17 protein-coding genes are annotated in these 16,084 nt (G+C 36.8%); 8 read left to right on the forward strand and 9 right to left on the reverse strand.

All coding sequences use genetic code 11. The features are described from left to right. Nucleotide 1: 1 nt before the first annotated feature. The 3 genes from LKL37_RS11090 to LKL37_RS11100 all read left to right on the forward strand — a co-directional run bounded on the left by LKL37_RS11090 (nt 2) and on the right by LKL37_RS11100 (nt 3,155). Entirely contained in the window at nt 2–748 is a 747-nt protein-coding gene (locus tag LKL37_RS11090; RefSeq protein ID WP_431610634.1) for a T9SS type A sorting domain-containing protein, read from the forward strand. Between the two features lie 168 nt (nt 749–916). After that, nucleotides 917–1,762, forward strand: a complete 846-nt coding sequence (locus tag LKL37_RS11095) for a GNAT family N-acetyltransferase (protein WP_431610636.1) — start codon at nt 917–919, stop codon at nt 1,760–1,762. Between the two features lie 109 nt (nt 1,763–1,871). Next, on the forward strand, nt 1,872–3,155 hold the full coding sequence (locus LKL37_RS11100; protein WP_431610637.1) for an ectonucleotide pyrophosphatase/phosphodiesterase: 1,284 nt from the start codon (nt 1,872–1,874) through the stop codon (nt 3,153–3,155). A gap of 123 nt (nt 3,156–3,278) precedes the next feature. Here the strand turns inward: LKL37_RS11100 and LKL37_RS11105 are convergent, their stop codons facing one another. After that, nucleotides 3,279–4,157, reverse strand: coding sequence for an NAD(P)H-binding protein (locus LKL37_RS11105; protein ID WP_431610638.1), 879 nt, complete (start codon nt 4,155–4,157; stop codon nt 3,279–3,281). An 83-nt stretch (nt 4,158–4,240) separates the two neighbouring features. Here LKL37_RS11105 and LKL37_RS11110 point away from each other — a divergent pair, with 83 nt between their 5' ends. Further along, nucleotides 4,241–4,669, forward strand: a complete 429-nt coding sequence (locus tag LKL37_RS11110) for a winged helix-turn-helix transcriptional regulator (RefSeq protein WP_431610639.1) — start codon at nt 4,241–4,243, stop codon at nt 4,667–4,669. Nucleotides 4,670–4,722: 53 nt separating this feature from the next. Here the strand turns inward: LKL37_RS11110 and LKL37_RS11115 are convergent, their stop codons facing one another. Then, nucleotides 4,723–5,775 carry an NAD(P)-dependent alcohol dehydrogenase gene (locus tag LKL37_RS11115; RefSeq protein WP_431610640.1) on the reverse strand — a complete coding sequence of 351 codons (1,053 nt, stop codon included), beginning with the start codon at nt 5,773–5,775 and terminating at the stop codon, nt 4,723–4,725. 24 nt (nt 5,776–5,799) lie between these two features. Beyond that, nucleotides 5,800–6,204 carry a cupin domain-containing protein gene (locus LKL37_RS11120; protein WP_431610641.1) on the reverse strand — a complete coding sequence of 135 codons (405 nt, stop codon included), beginning with the start codon at nt 6,202–6,204 and terminating at the stop codon, nt 5,800–5,802. A gap of 131 nt (nt 6,205–6,335) precedes the next feature. Between LKL37_RS11120 and LKL37_RS11125 the strand changes: the two genes are divergently transcribed. The 3 genes from LKL37_RS11125 to LKL37_RS11135 all read left to right on the forward strand — a co-directional run bounded on the left by LKL37_RS11125 (nt 6,336) and on the right by LKL37_RS11135 (nt 9,095). Beyond that, entirely contained in the window at nt 6,336–7,238 is a 903-nt protein-coding gene (locus tag LKL37_RS11125) for a helix-turn-helix domain-containing protein (RefSeq protein WP_431610642.1), read from the forward strand. A gap of 110 nt (nt 7,239–7,348) precedes the next feature. Further along, nucleotides 7,349–8,689 carry a carboxylesterase family protein gene (locus LKL37_RS11130; RefSeq protein ID WP_431610643.1) on the forward strand — a complete coding sequence of 447 codons (1,341 nt, stop codon included), beginning with the start codon at nt 7,349–7,351 and terminating at the stop codon, nt 8,687–8,689. 238 nt (nt 8,690–8,927) lie between these two features. Then, a complete protein-coding gene (locus LKL37_RS11135; RefSeq protein ID WP_181416145.1) occupies nt 8,928–9,095 on the forward strand; it encodes a hypothetical protein in 168 nt (55 codons plus the stop codon). A 78-nt stretch (nt 9,096–9,173) separates the two neighbouring features. Here the strand turns inward: LKL37_RS11135 and LKL37_RS11140 are convergent, their stop codons facing one another. From LKL37_RS11140 to lpxK, 6 genes are all read right to left on the reverse strand, one after another. Further along, nucleotides 9,174–10,646 carry an alpha-amylase gene (locus LKL37_RS11140; RefSeq protein ID WP_431610644.1) on the reverse strand — a complete coding sequence of 491 codons (1,473 nt, stop codon included), beginning with the start codon at nt 10,644–10,646 and terminating at the stop codon, nt 9,174–9,176. 44 nt (nt 10,647–10,690) lie between these two features. Continuing rightward, nucleotides 10,691–11,788, reverse strand: coding sequence for a DNA polymerase IV (gene dinB, locus LKL37_RS11145; protein WP_431610645.1), 1,098 nt, complete (start codon nt 11,786–11,788; stop codon nt 10,691–10,693). Between the two features lie 192 nt (nt 11,789–11,980). Continuing rightward, the gene (locus LKL37_RS11150; RefSeq protein ID WP_431610646.1) at nt 11,981–12,433 is read right to left on the reverse strand and encodes a GNAT family N-acetyltransferase; all 453 of its coding nucleotides are present in this window, start codon (nt 12,431–12,433) and stop codon (nt 11,981–11,983) included. A gap of 89 nt (nt 12,434–12,522) precedes the next feature. Continuing rightward, nucleotides 12,523–13,038 carry a TlpA family protein disulfide reductase gene (locus LKL37_RS11155; protein WP_431610647.1) on the reverse strand — a complete coding sequence of 172 codons (516 nt, stop codon included), beginning with the start codon at nt 13,036–13,038 and terminating at the stop codon, nt 12,523–12,525. 191 nt (nt 13,039–13,229) lie between these two features. After that, a complete protein-coding gene (locus LKL37_RS11160) occupies nt 13,230–14,045 on the reverse strand; it encodes a purine-nucleoside phosphorylase (protein ID WP_431610648.1) in 816 nt (271 codons plus the stop codon). Next, entirely contained in the window at nt 14,029–15,054 is a 1,026-nt protein-coding gene (gene lpxK, locus LKL37_RS11165) for a tetraacyldisaccharide 4'-kinase (RefSeq protein ID WP_431610649.1), read from the reverse strand. The genes LKL37_RS11160 and lpxK overlap by 17 nt, the downstream gene beginning before the upstream one ends. An 88-nt stretch (nt 15,055–15,142) precedes the next feature. Here lpxK and truA point away from each other — a divergent pair, with 88 nt between their 5' ends. Continuing rightward, a complete protein-coding gene (gene truA / locus LKL37_RS11170; protein ID WP_431610650.1) occupies nt 15,143–15,895 on the forward strand; it encodes a tRNA pseudouridine(38-40) synthase TruA in 753 nt (250 codons plus the stop codon). Nucleotides 15,896–16,084 lie beyond the last annotated feature (189 nt).

The raw sequence follows: 16,084 nt of genomic DNA on the forward strand, positions 1-16,084 counted from the left end.
TATGAAAAAAACTCTACTAGCACTTAGTTTAGCTCTTGCAAATTTTGCATGGGCACAGTTTTCGTCAGGAACGGTAAATCTACCGGCAACTTCCATGACGGTGAAATTAGATACGACTCCTACCGGAGTAACGATGACTGTGACAGGTGACAGCAACTCTATGATGGGAATTGGTTTTGGAACTACAGGAATGGCTCCGGGTTCAGACGGGTTTATCTACAACTCATCGGCAAACAGGGATTATACATTCATTGGAATGACAACACCTAATGCTGATGCTGCCCAGGACTGGACAGAAACTTCCAATACAGTATCCGGATCTACAAGAACTGTAGTAGCTACAAGATCACTTTCAGGGGGAGCAGGGGATTTTGCTATCGCCAATGCTGCAGGAACAATCAATATTTTCTATTCCCGTAAAAGTGGAGGAACTTCTTTAGGATACCATGATGCAGGAAGAGGATATGCCTCATTAACGATGACAGCTGCTACTTTATCTACCAACGAAATTGCAGCCAACAGCAAGAAGGTAAGCCTTTACCCAAATCCTGCTAAATCAACAGTTAATTTCAAAAACGTTGATAAGATAAAATCCGTTGATATTTACGAAGCAACAGGAAGAAAAGTACTATCCGTAAAACCGGAAGGAGAAAGCATCAGTGTTGAAAATCTGAAATCAGGAAGTTATTATCTTGAAATTCAGCTTAAAGATGGAAGTACATCTTATGAAAAACTGATTAAAGAATAATTTTTTTTAATACCCTAAATATTTAGTAATGAATACCTCTGATTTTTCAGAGGTATCATTTTTTCTTAAAGTCCCTATTTCAGGGAGATTGCTTTAAAATTCATATATTTGTCTATATCCCATTACTTAACAAAAGGCAGTTTCCTGACCTTATAATTTTTACAACCAATGGAATTTAAAACATTAGCCAATATCACAATAGACGAACTTTTATCAGTATTCAATCATTCATTTTCTGATTACGTAATTCCTTTTCATCTTACCAAAGAAGTGCTTGTTGCAAAAATAGCCGCCGAAAAACTGGATATGAATATTTCTGCCGGAGCATTTGAAAACGGAAAACTAGCGGGCTTTATTCTTCAGGCTGAAAAAGTTGAAAATGGTGAAAAGACTATTTATAATGGAGGCACAGGGGTAGTTCCGGAAAGCAGAGGAAAAGGATTGGTGAGAAAAATGTATGATTTTATCATTCCTGTATTGAAAGAAAGAAATGCTAATACATTACTTCTTGAGGTGATTGAGGGAAATCAGCCGGCAATCAGAGCCTATGAAAATTTAGGATTTACAATTGTTCGCAGGCTACTTTGCTTTAACGGAAATATTAAACATGGAAAAGTAAATACTGAAATATCCATAAAAGATCTGAAAATCTTTCAATGGGAGTTACTCTCTTCTTTCTGGGATATTGAACCTTCATGGCAGGGATCTGTTTTCGTATTGGAACCTATGCCGGAAAACTATATCACCTTAGGAGCTTATGACGGAGAAAAATTGGTGGGATATATTGTTTATGGTCCTGTTTCAAGAAAAATATATCAGATTGCGGTAGATAAAAATCATAGAAAACAGGGAATAGGAAAGATGCTTTTCAATGCTATTTTAGAAAAAAACGGTGGACAGGCTGTCGCATTGAACAATGTGGATGATTCTTCAGAAGAGATCAGTAAATTTCTTAGTGAAAAAATAGGACTGAACAATTGGCTGTCACAATTTGAAATGAAAAGACCTATTTAGCAGGTATTAATTTTGATTCAAAAAAAATAAGAGGTTTTAATATACTTTTAATCTCTTAAACTTTTCGGGGAGAAGTATAGGATGTAACTTTGCCGAAAATTTTAAAATAATGAAGCGAGGAATCCATTTTTTACTGCTGCTCATTTCCTTTACGGCTTTTGCGCAACAGGCAAATATTGATACTGCCCAGGTGGTTATACCGGGAAGGCAAAACAGTACGGAAGCACAGTCAAAACCCTATGTGATTATGATATCAACGGATGGTTTCCGTTATGATTATGCCCAGAAATATCATGCAGAAAACCTTTTGAAGCTGGCTAATGGCGGTGTAAAGGCTGAAGCAATGATTCCAAGTTATCCAAGTATTACTTTTCCCAATCACTGGAGTTTAATCACCGGACTTTATCCTTCACATCACGGTTTGATTGATAATTTTTTCTATGATTACAAGAGAAAGGAAACTTACGCAATGAGCAATAAAAAAAATGCTGAGGACGGTAGCTGGTATGGAGGAACTCCGCTATGGGGGCTTGCTGAAAAGCAGGGGATGGTATCAGCCTCTTTAATGTGGGTAGGATCTGCAAGCGATGCAGGAGGAATGAGACCTACTTATTATTATCCTTATCACGAAAAATTTACCCCATCTGAAAAAGTAGAAAAAGTAGTCAGCTGGCTGAAATTACCGGAAGATAAAAGACCCCATTTTATCACCTTATATTTTCCTGAAGTAGATGGAAGCGGTCATCATTATGGACCTGAAGCCAAAGAAACAGAAAATGCTGTTCATCTGATAGACCAGGCTGTTGGTGATCTTGTTCAGAAAGTAAATGGATTAGGCTTAAAAAATGTCAATTTTGTTTTTGTTTCCGATCACGGAATGATCAAAGTAGATGGAGGCACACCTCTGGAAATTCCGGCTATTCTTTTTGATAAAAACAGATTTGATTTTTACAATTCCCAGACATTGTTAAGAGTCTACGTTAAAAATCCTGATGAGGTAAAGGCAGTTTACAAGCAACTGAAAGCGAATAAAACAGATGATTACGAAGTATATCTTGATAAAAAACTTCCTAGATATCTGCACTTTGCAACAAAAGATGATCAATACAACAGAATAGGGCAGATTCTTCTCATTCCGAAAGCTCCGAAAATTTTTCTGGAAAAAGGGAAGAAATCATCGGTTGGAAAACATGGTTACAATCCTAGAGTTGTTCCGGAAATGAAAGCTACTTTCTTTGCCTGGGGCCCGGAATTTAAAAATAATCTTGTGATCAGTGAATTTGCTAACATCAATGTTTATCCTTTGGTTGCTGAAGTCTTAGGATTAAAAATAGATCAGCCTATTGATGGAAAGCTAAAAGTTTTAAAAGAAACCCTGAAAGACAAAAAATAATCTGAAGATTAAAATATAATAGTTAACAAAGTTTCGGCGCACCAAAGGTGCGCCGAAACTTGTTTTATTACTGATTTAGCATTTTAATTCCAGTCTTGAACTTTTATTTCAAGACAAAAGAAATTAAAATCTAGAAGAAAACTCCTTTGCAAAATCTTCTAACTTAACATTTCCTGCAATAGGAGAGCCATGATCAATAAAATCTTTCTGTACAACGCCTGTTCTTATTCCTCTACCCATTTCAACATAAAGCTTAGCCATATCTTCCGGTAATCCTGCCTGAAGCATTCCGTTTAAAGAATCTTCATCGGAGAATTCTACCCATGGAAGTTCAGGTTTATTAACAGAGGTTCCCAGAACTTTAGCAAAATCAGATGCTTTTCTTACATCGCTTACAATATATCTGATGTTATTGGTATTTCCGTCTTTTATCAGTTCTTCGGCGGCTGCTTTGGCAATATCATTAGGATGTACTACGGGTATTTCAATACCTGCAGGATAATTTCCCCCAATGATTCCTGCATTTTGAATTAAAGGAATATCATTGAAGAAATTATTGTAAAAATATCCAGCTCTTAAAAAAGTAAAAGAGGTGTTTTCTACTTCATTGTATATTTTTTCAATATTGTGAAGACCTGCAATCGGGCCATTTTCTACCGGAGATTCTGCGCCTACACTGCTTAGCATTACAGCTCTTTTTACATTCGCCTTTTTTAAAGCTTCAGCATAATTTTTTCCAGCATTGGTTGTATTTTCCACAATCTTATCCGGACTGATTGCTGGAGGAGTCATGACAAAGACAGCATCTGCTCCTTTGAATGTTTGTGTTAAAAAATCAACGTCTGTAATAGATCCTATGGCTGGTGTTGCTCCCAGAGATTCAATATCCTGTTTTCTGGCACTGCTGCTGCTTACTACTGTAATATGGTGCCCCTCGGCAATTAGCTGTTGAGCTAACGGTTTAGCTACATTTCCCAGTGATCCTGTGATTATAATTTTCATAGGTAAAATATTTTTTTATTTCTGGGAACAAAGTTATATTTGTACTTACTTTTATACAAGTACTTACCCTAAAGTATGTAGATATGACAGCCATCAAAGAAAGCTCAACCATTCAGGAGAATAAAAAGACATTACAGGATTGTCCTGTAATGTATGTTATGGAAAGAATTGGAGGATTCTGGAAACCGATTATCCTGTATAATCTTTACACAGGAGAAAAAAGATACAGTGAATTGAAAAAAGCAATTCCTGCAGTAACAGAAAAAATGCTCATTCAGCATTTGAAACAACTTGAATCAGATGGACTCATTATTAGGACAGCAAAACCTGTAGTGCCTCCTCACGTGACGTATAAGCTGAGTGAAGCGGGTAATGAGCTGGCTCCCGTGATTGATGCCATGGCGGCATGGGCTTTTCAGGATATGGAAAGAAATGATCACCAATGTGTCATGGGAAACAAATATATGGCGAATCAGGATCAGAATGATTTTAGTCAAAACCTGAAAAAATAAAAACAGGCTCTTCAATCCGAAGAGCCTGTTTCTGTTAATATCCTATAGAAGAATTATAAAGACTGCATGTCAATAACAAAACGGTATCTTACATCGCTTTTCAGCATTCTTTCATACGCTTCATTGATTTCCTGCATTTTGATCATTTCAATTTCCGAAACAATATTGTGCTCTCCACAGAAATCCAGTAATTCCTGAGTTTCAGCAATACCACCAATTACAGAACCGGCTACAGACTTTCTTCCCAAAATCATAGGAACTGTATTCAGAATAGGTTCTAAACCTCCAAGATATCCTACCAAAACATGAGTTCCACTGATATTTAAAGTAGTTACATACGGATTGATGTCATGTACATAAGGAACCGTGTCAATAATCACATCGAATTTCCCTTTTACAGAATCTATTTGTGCCTCATCTGTAGAAATCACAACATGATCAGCACCCAATTGTTTTGCATCTTCAGTTTTTCCCGGAGTTCTTGAGAATAAAGTAACTTCAGCTCCCAGTCCTTTTGCTAATTTAATAGCCATGTGACCAAGACCTCCCAATCCTACAACAGCTACTTTAGAACCAGGACCTACATTCCAGTGTTTCAAAGGTGACCAGGTTGTAATACCCGCACAAAGTAGTGGTGCTACGGCTGCTAGGTCAAGGTTTTCAGGTACTTTTAAAACATGGTGAGAATCCACAACTACTTTTTGAGAATATCCTCCAAAAGTATGACCTCCCAAATGTTTGTCTTTTCCATTGTATGTTCCGGTGAATCCGTTCAGACAATATTGTTCAAGATCATGCTTGCAGCTGTCACAATGTCCGCAAGAGTCTACAATACATCCCACTCCTGCAAGATCTCCAACTTTAAATTTGGAAACTTCGCTTCCTACCTTTGTAATTCTTCCTACGATTTCATGTCCCGGAACTGCAGGATAAAAAGATCCGCCCCAGTCGTTTCTTGCTGTATGAAGATCAGAGTGGCATACCCCGCAGTATAGAATTTCAATCTCTACATCTTTTGAGGTTACTTCTCTTCTTACAATATTCATTTCTTTCAGATCTGCTGTGGTAGACTCTGCACCATAAGCTTTTACTGTGATTGTACTCATTTTTTATATTTAGTTTATTTAGGTTTATAAATTATGATATTCTTCATCTGTTACAGGCTCCAGCCATTCTACAATCCCGTTTTGGGTATTAGGATTGATAGCAATATGGGTAAACTCACTATCCGGAGCTGCTCCATGCCAGTGAATGATATCAGGAGGAATATTAACAATATCTCCAGGGTTTAAAATTTGAGCAGGTTTTCCTTTTTCCTGATAATAACCTGTTCCTGAAGTTACGATTAAAATCTGTCCGCCTCCATGAGAATGCCAGTTATTTCTGCACCCAGGTTCGAAAATTACATTTCCGATCTGGCAATTCAGGTTATCTTCATTGGATTTCAGAATATGAACCCACGCTGTTCCTCCAGAGAAATAATCCGGAGAAGCTTTTTCCCCTTTTGGAAAAATATTGGTAGTAAAAGTTTCCATAACGGTACAAAAGTCGATACTTTCCGGTAAATCATACTTATACAGATTACCGAATTACTTACCAATTTTACAGACATCATTTCAGTTACAAATGAAAGTGGTAATTTTGAATAGCAATAAAAATATACTTCATGGAAAATCAGGAGGTTGAAATCTATAATACGGTCTCGGAATACAATAAAATGGCGAATCATGAAACCCTGCATCCGTTGGTAAGCATCATTGATTTTTCCAAATCCGATCCTATTTGCCAGTATAGAAGAAAATTTGGTTTTTATACCGTTTTTTTGAAAGATGTGATGTGTGGAGACATGCAGTATGGAAAACACAGCTATGATTATCAGGAAGGGACTTTGGTTTTTATTGCACCCGGACAGACCTATGGAATTTATAATAAAGACCGATTTGTTCAGCCTGCAGGTTTTGCCCTGATTTTTCATCCGGATTTAATCAAAGGGACCAACTTAGGGAAGAATATCAAAGATTATTCTTTTTTCTCTTATGATGTACATGAAGCGCTTCATCTCTCAGAAAAAGAAAGAGAAGTAGTATTGGACTGCTTTAAAAATATTAAGCTTGAACTTGAACAGGCTATTGATAAACACAGCAAATCTTTAATTGTTAATAATATTGAACTATTCCTGAATTACAGTATGCGTTTTTATGACCGCCAGTTTATTACGAGAGACCATATCAATCAGGGAGTCATCGGGAAATTTGAAAATCTGGTAGATGATTATTTGAAATCTGAAAATCCGAAGAATATAGGTTTTCCAATGGTCAATTACTTCGCAGAAAAACTGAATCTTTCCGCCAATTATTTCGGAGATCTTATCAAAAAAGAACTGGGTATTTCTGCACAGGAATTCATCCACAATAAACTTATTGATATAGCCAAAGAACAGATTTTGGATCAGGCAAAAACAATCAGTGAAATTTCCTATGATTTAGGCTTTAAGTATCCACAGCATTTTACAAGACTGTTCAAAACCAAAGTAGGAATTTCTCCGAGTGAATATAAAACGCTGAACTAGTTTTTTCAACACTAATAACACTAATCTTTTCACGAATAACACAATGATGATTTGTGAATATTTGTGTTTAAATAATTAAATTTAAAGAGAAAAGTTTCACAGTTTTAAAGATGACACCAAATCAGCAAGACACCACTATTTTTGAAACCCGTTTCGGAAGAATTTTAGCATTAAAAGAAGAAGGGATTATCAGGGCTAGAAGTATTCGCTATGCCCGTTCTGAAAGATTTAAAAGATCTGTTTCTGTAGAACCCTTATTATCTTCCCTTATTACTTCTCCGGAAAAAACGCCGGTATGCCCGCAGGCTTTAAGTCCGCTCGTGGAAAAAATGATAGGAGCGACACCTGTTGAAAGCTTCGAGGCTGATGAAGCGACACAATATCTTTCCATAACCCGTCCGGAAATTATAGCTGAAAATGAAAAACTCCCTGTTGTAGTCTGGATTCACGGAGGTTCTCATGAAATAGGCTGTGGAGATCTTGCCACCGCTGATCCTGCCGAATGGGTAAAAGAGCAACATATTATTGTAGTTACTGTTTCATATCGTTTAGGACTCTTTGGTTTTTTAGGTGGAGATGAAAACAGACCCGCCAATCTGGGATTGTTGGATATGATTGAAGCATTGAAGTGGATAAAAACCAATATTGCAGATTTTGGAGGTGACGAAAACAATATTACCCTTTTGGGGCAGTCTTCAGGAGGTGATGCCATTGCCCATTTAATGATATCAGAAGGTATAGACGGATTATTTCAACGTTTGATTATTCAGAGTGCTCCTTTGGGATTACGCCATAAAAGACAGAAAATGTCTGCAGAATTTCTAAGAAAAACAGAAGTGCTGAAAGATGAGGCCGATGTTTTGAAAATGATGGATGAGTATGGGAAATTGGTACCCTCTGTTATTAAATATGGTTTGAAAGCAGCGATGCCCTTTGGTATTCAATACGGTCATTTCCCTTTATGCAAAGAGGACAATTCTGTAGAAATGTGGAAAAAAAATGCTAAAAAATACGATGTGTTGATTGGTTTCAATAATGACGAAACTGCCTTTTATCTTAAAACCTCCGAGGCTTTAAATAAATATTTCGGGAAAGGATTTGGTTTAAAAATTATGGATAAAACCGTTGAAAAAACTACAGCACTTATCTATGGAAACCCGGCAAAACAATTTGCTCAGAATTTGGCCGATGCCGGTGGAAATGTTTATCTCTTCAGAATTCATTCAAAATTGAAAGATAATCATATTGGTGCACCTCATTGTATTGATCTCCCTTTGATTTTTGGTAATGAGTCAGCCTGGAAATCGTCCGAACTGCTTAGAAATATTCCCTGGAGCCGTATTTATGAGAATGGTAAAAAGCTGAGAGCGCTCTGGGCTGAATTTGCCCGCACCGGAAAGATATCTGATACCTCAGAAAGACCGGAAATCTTGGAACTGCGAAAGATGTAGCTCCATCCATATCAGCTTATCAAATTTCTAATCTTAACAAATATCCCAACGGAAGACGTAAACATTCCCCTCCCTCGGAGGGGTGGCAAAAATTCAAAGAATTTTTGACGGGGTGGTCAATATATTCATATTTTATCAATGAATTTTATATATTAAATCAGTTTTAGATGTGATATATGTATTCATAATTATAATTTTTAATGTATATTTAATAACTAAACCATAAAAAATAGCAATTATGAAAACAAACAAAGATTTTAAAGTAAGAAAATTGAACCGCCAGGAATTAAAGAGTTTAAAAGCCGGAGATATTAACAGAGGTAAGGTATGCTGTACTTCCAATGAAGACGGTCAATGCTGTGAATGGGCTAAAGATATTTGGTACTGCCAGTATATCTATTGCTAAAATATACCTTCTGATAAAGACAAGGCATAGCTGATCATCTGACCAGGTATGCCTTTTTATTTTTGCTGAAATTTAATCTTATTCAGGAACCCAGACACTCACATTTCCTGCCGGAGCAGGAAAATCTCCCCATCCGTTTTCATCAATGGTTACTTTCTCTTTGAATCGTTTCAACATATCTTTAAATTTTTTTCCGGCATAAAGAGTTCCTACTTCCATAGGTTTATTATAAGAATCTTTATTGCTCAGAACAACCGCACATCCGGTATGTTCATCATCGCCCATCCGTACCCATCCGATGCAGTTGGCATCTTCAAAATAATCATGCTGGTCACCATAGGCATGGTCTTTCCTTGCTTTTAATAACTCTTCAATACCATCTACTTTAGGCATAAATATTTCCTGATCATTGCCTTCTCTGTCTTTATCCACATAATGAGCCCCATAAAGATCCGGGTAAAATACACATGGATAACCATCTTTTCTCAATAAAATAAGAGCATAGGCAATAGGTTTGAACCATGGTTCTACCGGAGCTTCAAGATCCTGCAAAGGCTGCGTATCATGATTGGCTACCAAACTTACAGAATGTATAGGATCTGCCTGGGTAAGAGTTTCGTCAAAAATTCTTCGAAGATCGTAAGAACCTCCTTCTCTGGAGGCTGTATGAAAATTATTCTGCAATGAGCTGTCAAAAAGACTCATGCATCCTTCCGTCACTTCAATATATTTTTGAAGAAGATGAAGATATCCAGGAGCCCAGTATTCCCCAACAGCGAAAATATCTTTTCCGGAATTGGAACGGAGCAGCATAAGCCATTCTTTATAAAAATCAAAAGAAATATGTTTTAAAGCATCCAGTCTCACCCCATCAAAATCGGTCTGGTCAAAATACCATTTAGCCCAATTGTTGAGCTCTTCCCGTACAAAAGGATTCCGGTGCTCAATGTCATTATACATGAGGTAATCGTAATTGCCTTTCTCATCATCAATCATTTCTTCCCAGTCGTTTCCGTATTCTGACTGTATTTTAAAGATATGGGAATCCATACCTTCGGCGTAATCCACACCGCTGAAACAGGTGAAGTTCCATTCAAAATCAGAATATTGTTTTCCTCTTCCGGGAAAGGTGAATTTCGTGTAAGATTCTATTTCGATGACATCAGAAATTACTTTTTCCCTGTTCTCTTCATCTACTTTTACGACTTTAAATTTTTCCAGTTCGTCACCGCCGGCTTTATGCCCCAGAACAATGTCTACAATGACTTGTATATTGTGTTTCTTTAGGGCTTTAATGGCTTTTGTATAATCGTTTTTAGTGCCGTATTTGGTAGGAAGGGTGCCTTTTTGATCAAACTCTCCCAGATCATAAAGATCGTAGGCATCATATCCGATAGAATAACCTCCATTTGTCCCTTTATAGGCAGGAGGAAACCATACAGAAGTAATTCCAAGTTTTGCTAAGTATCCGGCCTGTTTTTCGGCTTCTTTCCACAATTTTCCGTCGCCTTCAGAATACCAATGGAAAAACTGAATCATGGTTGGGTTCATAAATTTGCTGATTTGGTTCATACAAGGTAGCGAAAAAATATGACCTATTCATTTTCGAATTCTTCAAACGGGATTTTTAGTTGAACTGAAACCTGCTTTTTTTCTTCCGTATTCAGTTGGGAGAGAGATAATCCGAGCAGACGTACCGCTTTATCAAAAGGACGAAGTTCCCAAAGTTTTTTTCCGGTATTGTAATACTGCTCGGGAGATGAAAAATAATCTTCCCGGGTTATACTTCTTGTGAAAAGAGAGAAATCTTTATATTTTATCTTTAGAGTTAAAGTTCTTCCGAGAATATTATTTTTCTGTAATCTTTGATGGATTTCCTCTGCAAGACTTTCCAGCTTTTCATTGATCTGCTGTTCATCCAGAAGATCCTCAAAAAATGTTCTTTCCACAGCCACACTTTTCTGAATACGATGAGGTTTTACTTCTGAAGTATGAATCCCGCGTACCACATTGTAATAATGCTGGCCGGACTTTCCAAAAAGCCTTACCAGGTCTTCAAGTGATCTCTTTTTTAAATCTTTTCCTTTATAAATTCCTAAACTAAACATTTTGTTAGCCGTAACTTTTCCAACACCATAAAATTTTTCCACAGGTAATTCTTCCAGAAAATGCTCCATTTTATCAGGATGAATGGTTTTCTGGCCATTCGGTTTATTAATATCAGAAGCTACTTTAGCCAAAAACTTATTGACTGAAATACCAGCAGAAGCTGTAAGGCCGGTCTGTTCAAAAATTTTCTGACGGATTTCTTTGGCGATGAGGTTGGCAGATTCCATTCCTTTTTTATTTTCGGTAACATCCAGATAAGCTTCATCAAGTGATAGGGGCTCTACCAGATCAGTATATTCATAGAAAATTTCCCGGATCTTTTTGGAAATTTCTTTATATCTGGCAAATCGGGGTGGAACAAAAATAAGCTGAGGACACTTTTCTTTGGCTGTCTTACTGGGCATTGCAGAACGCACACCATATTTTCTGGCTTCATAGCTTGCGGCTGCCACTACACCACGATGCTGCCCTCCTACAGCTATTGGCTTGCCTTTCAATGTAGGATTATCATGCTGCTCCACGGAAGCATAGAATGCATCCATATCCACATGAATAATTTTACGAAGAGGCAAAGAAAAATCCATATGCAAAGATATGGATTCCTTTATTTACGGTAAATTTTTTATAGAAAGGAAGTTTGAAGCTGGAGGCTGGAAGTTAATGTTATCGATAGAGGAATTTATGTCTTATTTATTGAAAGTTAATTAAAAAAAATAACGGATTATTCAACGTACTAAGATGACTTCCATCTTCGATTTTCCTGCTTCCATCTTTTTCTATTTCAGTCTCATGGTGAGAAGATGGGGTTCAAAACCTGCTTTTTCATAAGCTTTTATAGCAGATTCATTTTGAGCATATACGTCAAGTCTTATCTCGCTGATTCCTCTCGATTTTGACCAGGCAATAAGTTCATCGGTAATCACTTTATTGATTCCTTTTCCTCTGTGTTCTGGTTTTACATACATAAAGCCCAGATAAGAATATTTCTCAAATTGGTTGTAATATTTTTCTGACTTCTTGATCAGCGCATATCCTGATGCGATGATTTCATTATTCTCTTCGGCAACAATGACGGTGGCTTCCGGAGATTGTATCAGAGACTTTAAATCATAATAATGAATCTCTCCTTCAATCAATGTATTGTTGAAAGGTCTTTCTGCAGTAACAACTCCCTGTTCAAATTCTAAAAGAATTTCTAAATCCTGTTCTGTGGCTTCTCTTGTGATCATGGTGTTCAATATATAAAATTTTAAAACTCATTGAAATCTGATGATTTTCAATGAGTTTTCTATGTTTTTTGGATTAAAATAAATAAATATTATTTTAAAAGTTTGTCTATGGTTTGCTGAAGTTCAGGGTCTTCAGGGGATATTGCATAATATTTTGCAATCGAAGATTTCTGGTCAATCACCATATACCTTGGGATCCAGTTAAGGTCTACATAATTATTAAAATCATTTTTCCATCCGGAAGCAAACCAATAATTTTCTTTGTTTTTCATGTCAAATCTTTCAAGACTTTTTTCAAATCCTTCTTTTGAACGGTCTAATGACAGAAATACAAAATCAATATTCTTATTATTTTCTTCTAATTCTTTAGCTTTTGGAAGAGCATTTAAACAATCTCTACACCATCCTGCCCAAAAATCAATGACTAAAACTTTTCCTTTATGCTGTGCCAGAATCTGTTTGATGGTAATGGTTTTTCCATCTTCATCTTCCAGTTTCTGTTGTAAAGCTTCTTTTGAAAATCCTGTTTTAAGGACTGCAGGCACTTTTTGTGAATAGCTTATTCCAAAAATACCTATCATAAAAATTAATATCAACTTTCTCATCTTGTACAATTTCATTTGTACAAATCTAAACAATGAATTGCAATCTGAGATTGATTTCTTTGGAATTAGTAAAAATTTATAATATTGATGTATTCTATGGGGAAACCACCCCGTCAAAAATTCTGTTGAATTTTCGCCACCCCTCCGAAGGAGGGGAATGTTACGTCTTCAGTTGTAGTATTGGACTATTTTTACTGATAATTTTTAATCAAACCTTTGACAACAGCAATTACGTTGGGCATTGCTTTATTGGCAGCATTCAAAACTTCTTCGTGAGAAACAGCAAAAGCTACATCCGGCCCGCCAAGATCTGTGATGACAGAAATACAGAATACATTCATTCCCATATGTCTGGCAACAATGACTTCAGGAACGGTACTCATTCCTACCATATCACCGCCAATGGCTTTAATCATACCGTATTCGGCCGGAGTTTCAAAAGTTGGTCCTTGTAATGCTACATAAACTCCCTGATGGATTTTAATCTGATGATCTGCAGCAGCTTGTTCTGCTGTAACAATCATTTTTTTGTTATAAGGTTCACTCATATCCACAAAACGTGGTCCAAGCTCGTCAATATTTTTTCCACGTAAAGGATGCTCAGGCATCATATTGATGTGATCTTTCAGAATGACAATATCTGCAACGCTGTAAGCAGGGTTTACGCCGCCGCAGGCATTAGAGAGAATAAGATTTTGAATTCCCAGTAGATGAAAAACTCTTATCGGGAAAGTTACGGTTTCCATTGAATGTCCTTCGTAATAATGGAAACGTCCGCTCATCATCAGTACTTTTTTTCCTTCCAGAAGTCCGTAAATCAGTTTTCCTGTGTGGCCGGCTACTGTAGTTTGCGGAAAATGAGGAATGTCTTTGTACTCTAAAACATGGATCGGTTCTACTTCATTTTGTAATTTTCCAAGTCCGGATCCTAAAACAACTGCAAAATCAGGAGTTTCCTGAATAATATTTTTAATAAAATCTGCAGTCTCTTTAATTTTTTCTAACATAATCTAAGATGATTTGGTTGAATTCTTCTTTCTTATCAATAAGTACATTGATAGGCCAGTAGTAAACAATATCTCTAAGATAGTCAAAAGTTTTCAGACGTACGTAATCTTTCTCTGTGGTTAATATCAGTTTATATTCTCCTAGTTTTTTGTATTCGGCAACGATTTTTTTAATATCATCATCCGTAAAATTATGATGATCTCTGAACTTTAAATGTTTCACCCTTTTTGAGAATTTTGCCAGATGTTCCAGAAGCGGTTTAGGATTTGCAATTCCGGTAATCAGTAAAATATCATAATAATTCAGATTGTTATCCGGAAGCATTTTATCTTTTCCGTACACATTTTCGTCATAGCCGATGGATGAAAAGAATACTTTCTGCCCATAAGAAGGTCTTATTCTTGAAATATAATACCTTTTTGTTTCCTCAGTAAGTTCATCAGGACATTTGCTGACCATAATAATGTTTGCTCGCGAATAACCGGATCTTGATTCCCTGAGATCTCCTGCGGGAAGCAGATAATCTTTGAAAAACGGATCATTAAAATCGGTCATCAGAATATTGAATCCGGCCTTGATTGCCCTGTGCTGCATAGCATCGTCCAATACCAGAACTTCAAGATCCATATCCTCGATTACTTTTTTAGCTCCGGGAACACGTTCTTCCGAAACCGCAATGACAAAACGGTTTTTAAAACGCTCAAAAAGCTGCATGGCTTCATCGCCTACCATTTTGTAGTTACTTTCATAATTGGTTACTTCGTAGCCTTTGGTCAGCCTTCCGTAGCCTCGTGAAAGAACGCCGGTTCTGTAATGTTTGGATAAGAATTGGGCAAGATACATCACCATGGGTGACTTCCCGCTTCCGCCCACAGAAAGGTTTCCGACATTGATTATCGGTGTCTTGAATTTTGTCGACTTAAAAACTCCCAGATCATACATTGTGTTCCGGATACCCGTTACCAAATGATAACCAAGGGAAAAAGGATAAAGGTACCATCTTTTCATACGATTGCAAAAATAGGAATTTTCGTAAGCATTTTGTGTAATATTCTCAAAGACTTTTCAACAAATATTTCGTTAAATTAAAGTATTTTTGTGGAGTTATTACAATACATTGAGATACTTTATTGAATTTTCTTACAACGGAAAGAATTATTTCGGCTATCAGATACAGCCGGATGCCATTTCTGTACAGGAAGAACTGGAAAAAGCACTTTCCACAATTTTAAGGGAAGAGATTAAAACTACAGGTGCAGGAAGAACAGATACAGGCGTTCACGCTAAAAAAATATTTGCCCATTTTGATACGGAAAAAGAGTTGGATGATCAGCTTACACGCAGGCTGAACAGTTTTCTGCCGCCTGATATTTCCATTAAAAGGATTTTTCCGGTAAAAGATGATTTTCACGCCCGTTTTGATGCTACTTACAGAACCTACGAATATTATATCTCACTGGAAAAAAATCCGTTCACACAAGAATCTGCATGGCAGCACTGGAAAAGATCTCTGGATATCAATGCGATGAATGAAGCCTGTAAGATTCTTTTTGAATATGAAGATTTTACCAGTTTTGCCAAATTAAAAACCGACAACAAGACCAATATCTGCAAAATGTACAAAGCAGAGTGGGAGCAAAATGGATCGGAACTGAAATTCACTGTTTCTGCCAACCGTTTTCTAAGAAATATGGTTCGTGCTATTGTTGGCACTATGGTAGAAATCGGGACAGGAAAACTGAAACCGGAAGATCTTCGTAAGGTGATTGAAGATAAAAACCGCAACGCTGCAGGAACTTCAGCACCGGGACATGGGCTGTATCTGGTGGATGTAGGGTATGAATTTTAATACTAAAAAATAAGATGCTGTTACTTCTTTAGCAGCAGTAAGAAAATCATTTGGTTACAAACATATTTAAAACAAACCTCCTGAGTCCTTGGGAGGTTTGTTTTAAGGATGCAGGAGACTTCCGGAGTATTCCGGAAGTCACAAACAACTCTGTTTTAAACCAACGGAGTCCTCTGGAAGTTTGTTTCA

It is taken from the genome of Chryseobacterium sp. 'Rf worker isolate 10' (genome assembly GCF_050753305.1).
Lineage (GTDB): Bacteria > Bacteroidota > Bacteroidia > Flavobacteriales > Weeksellaceae > Chryseobacterium.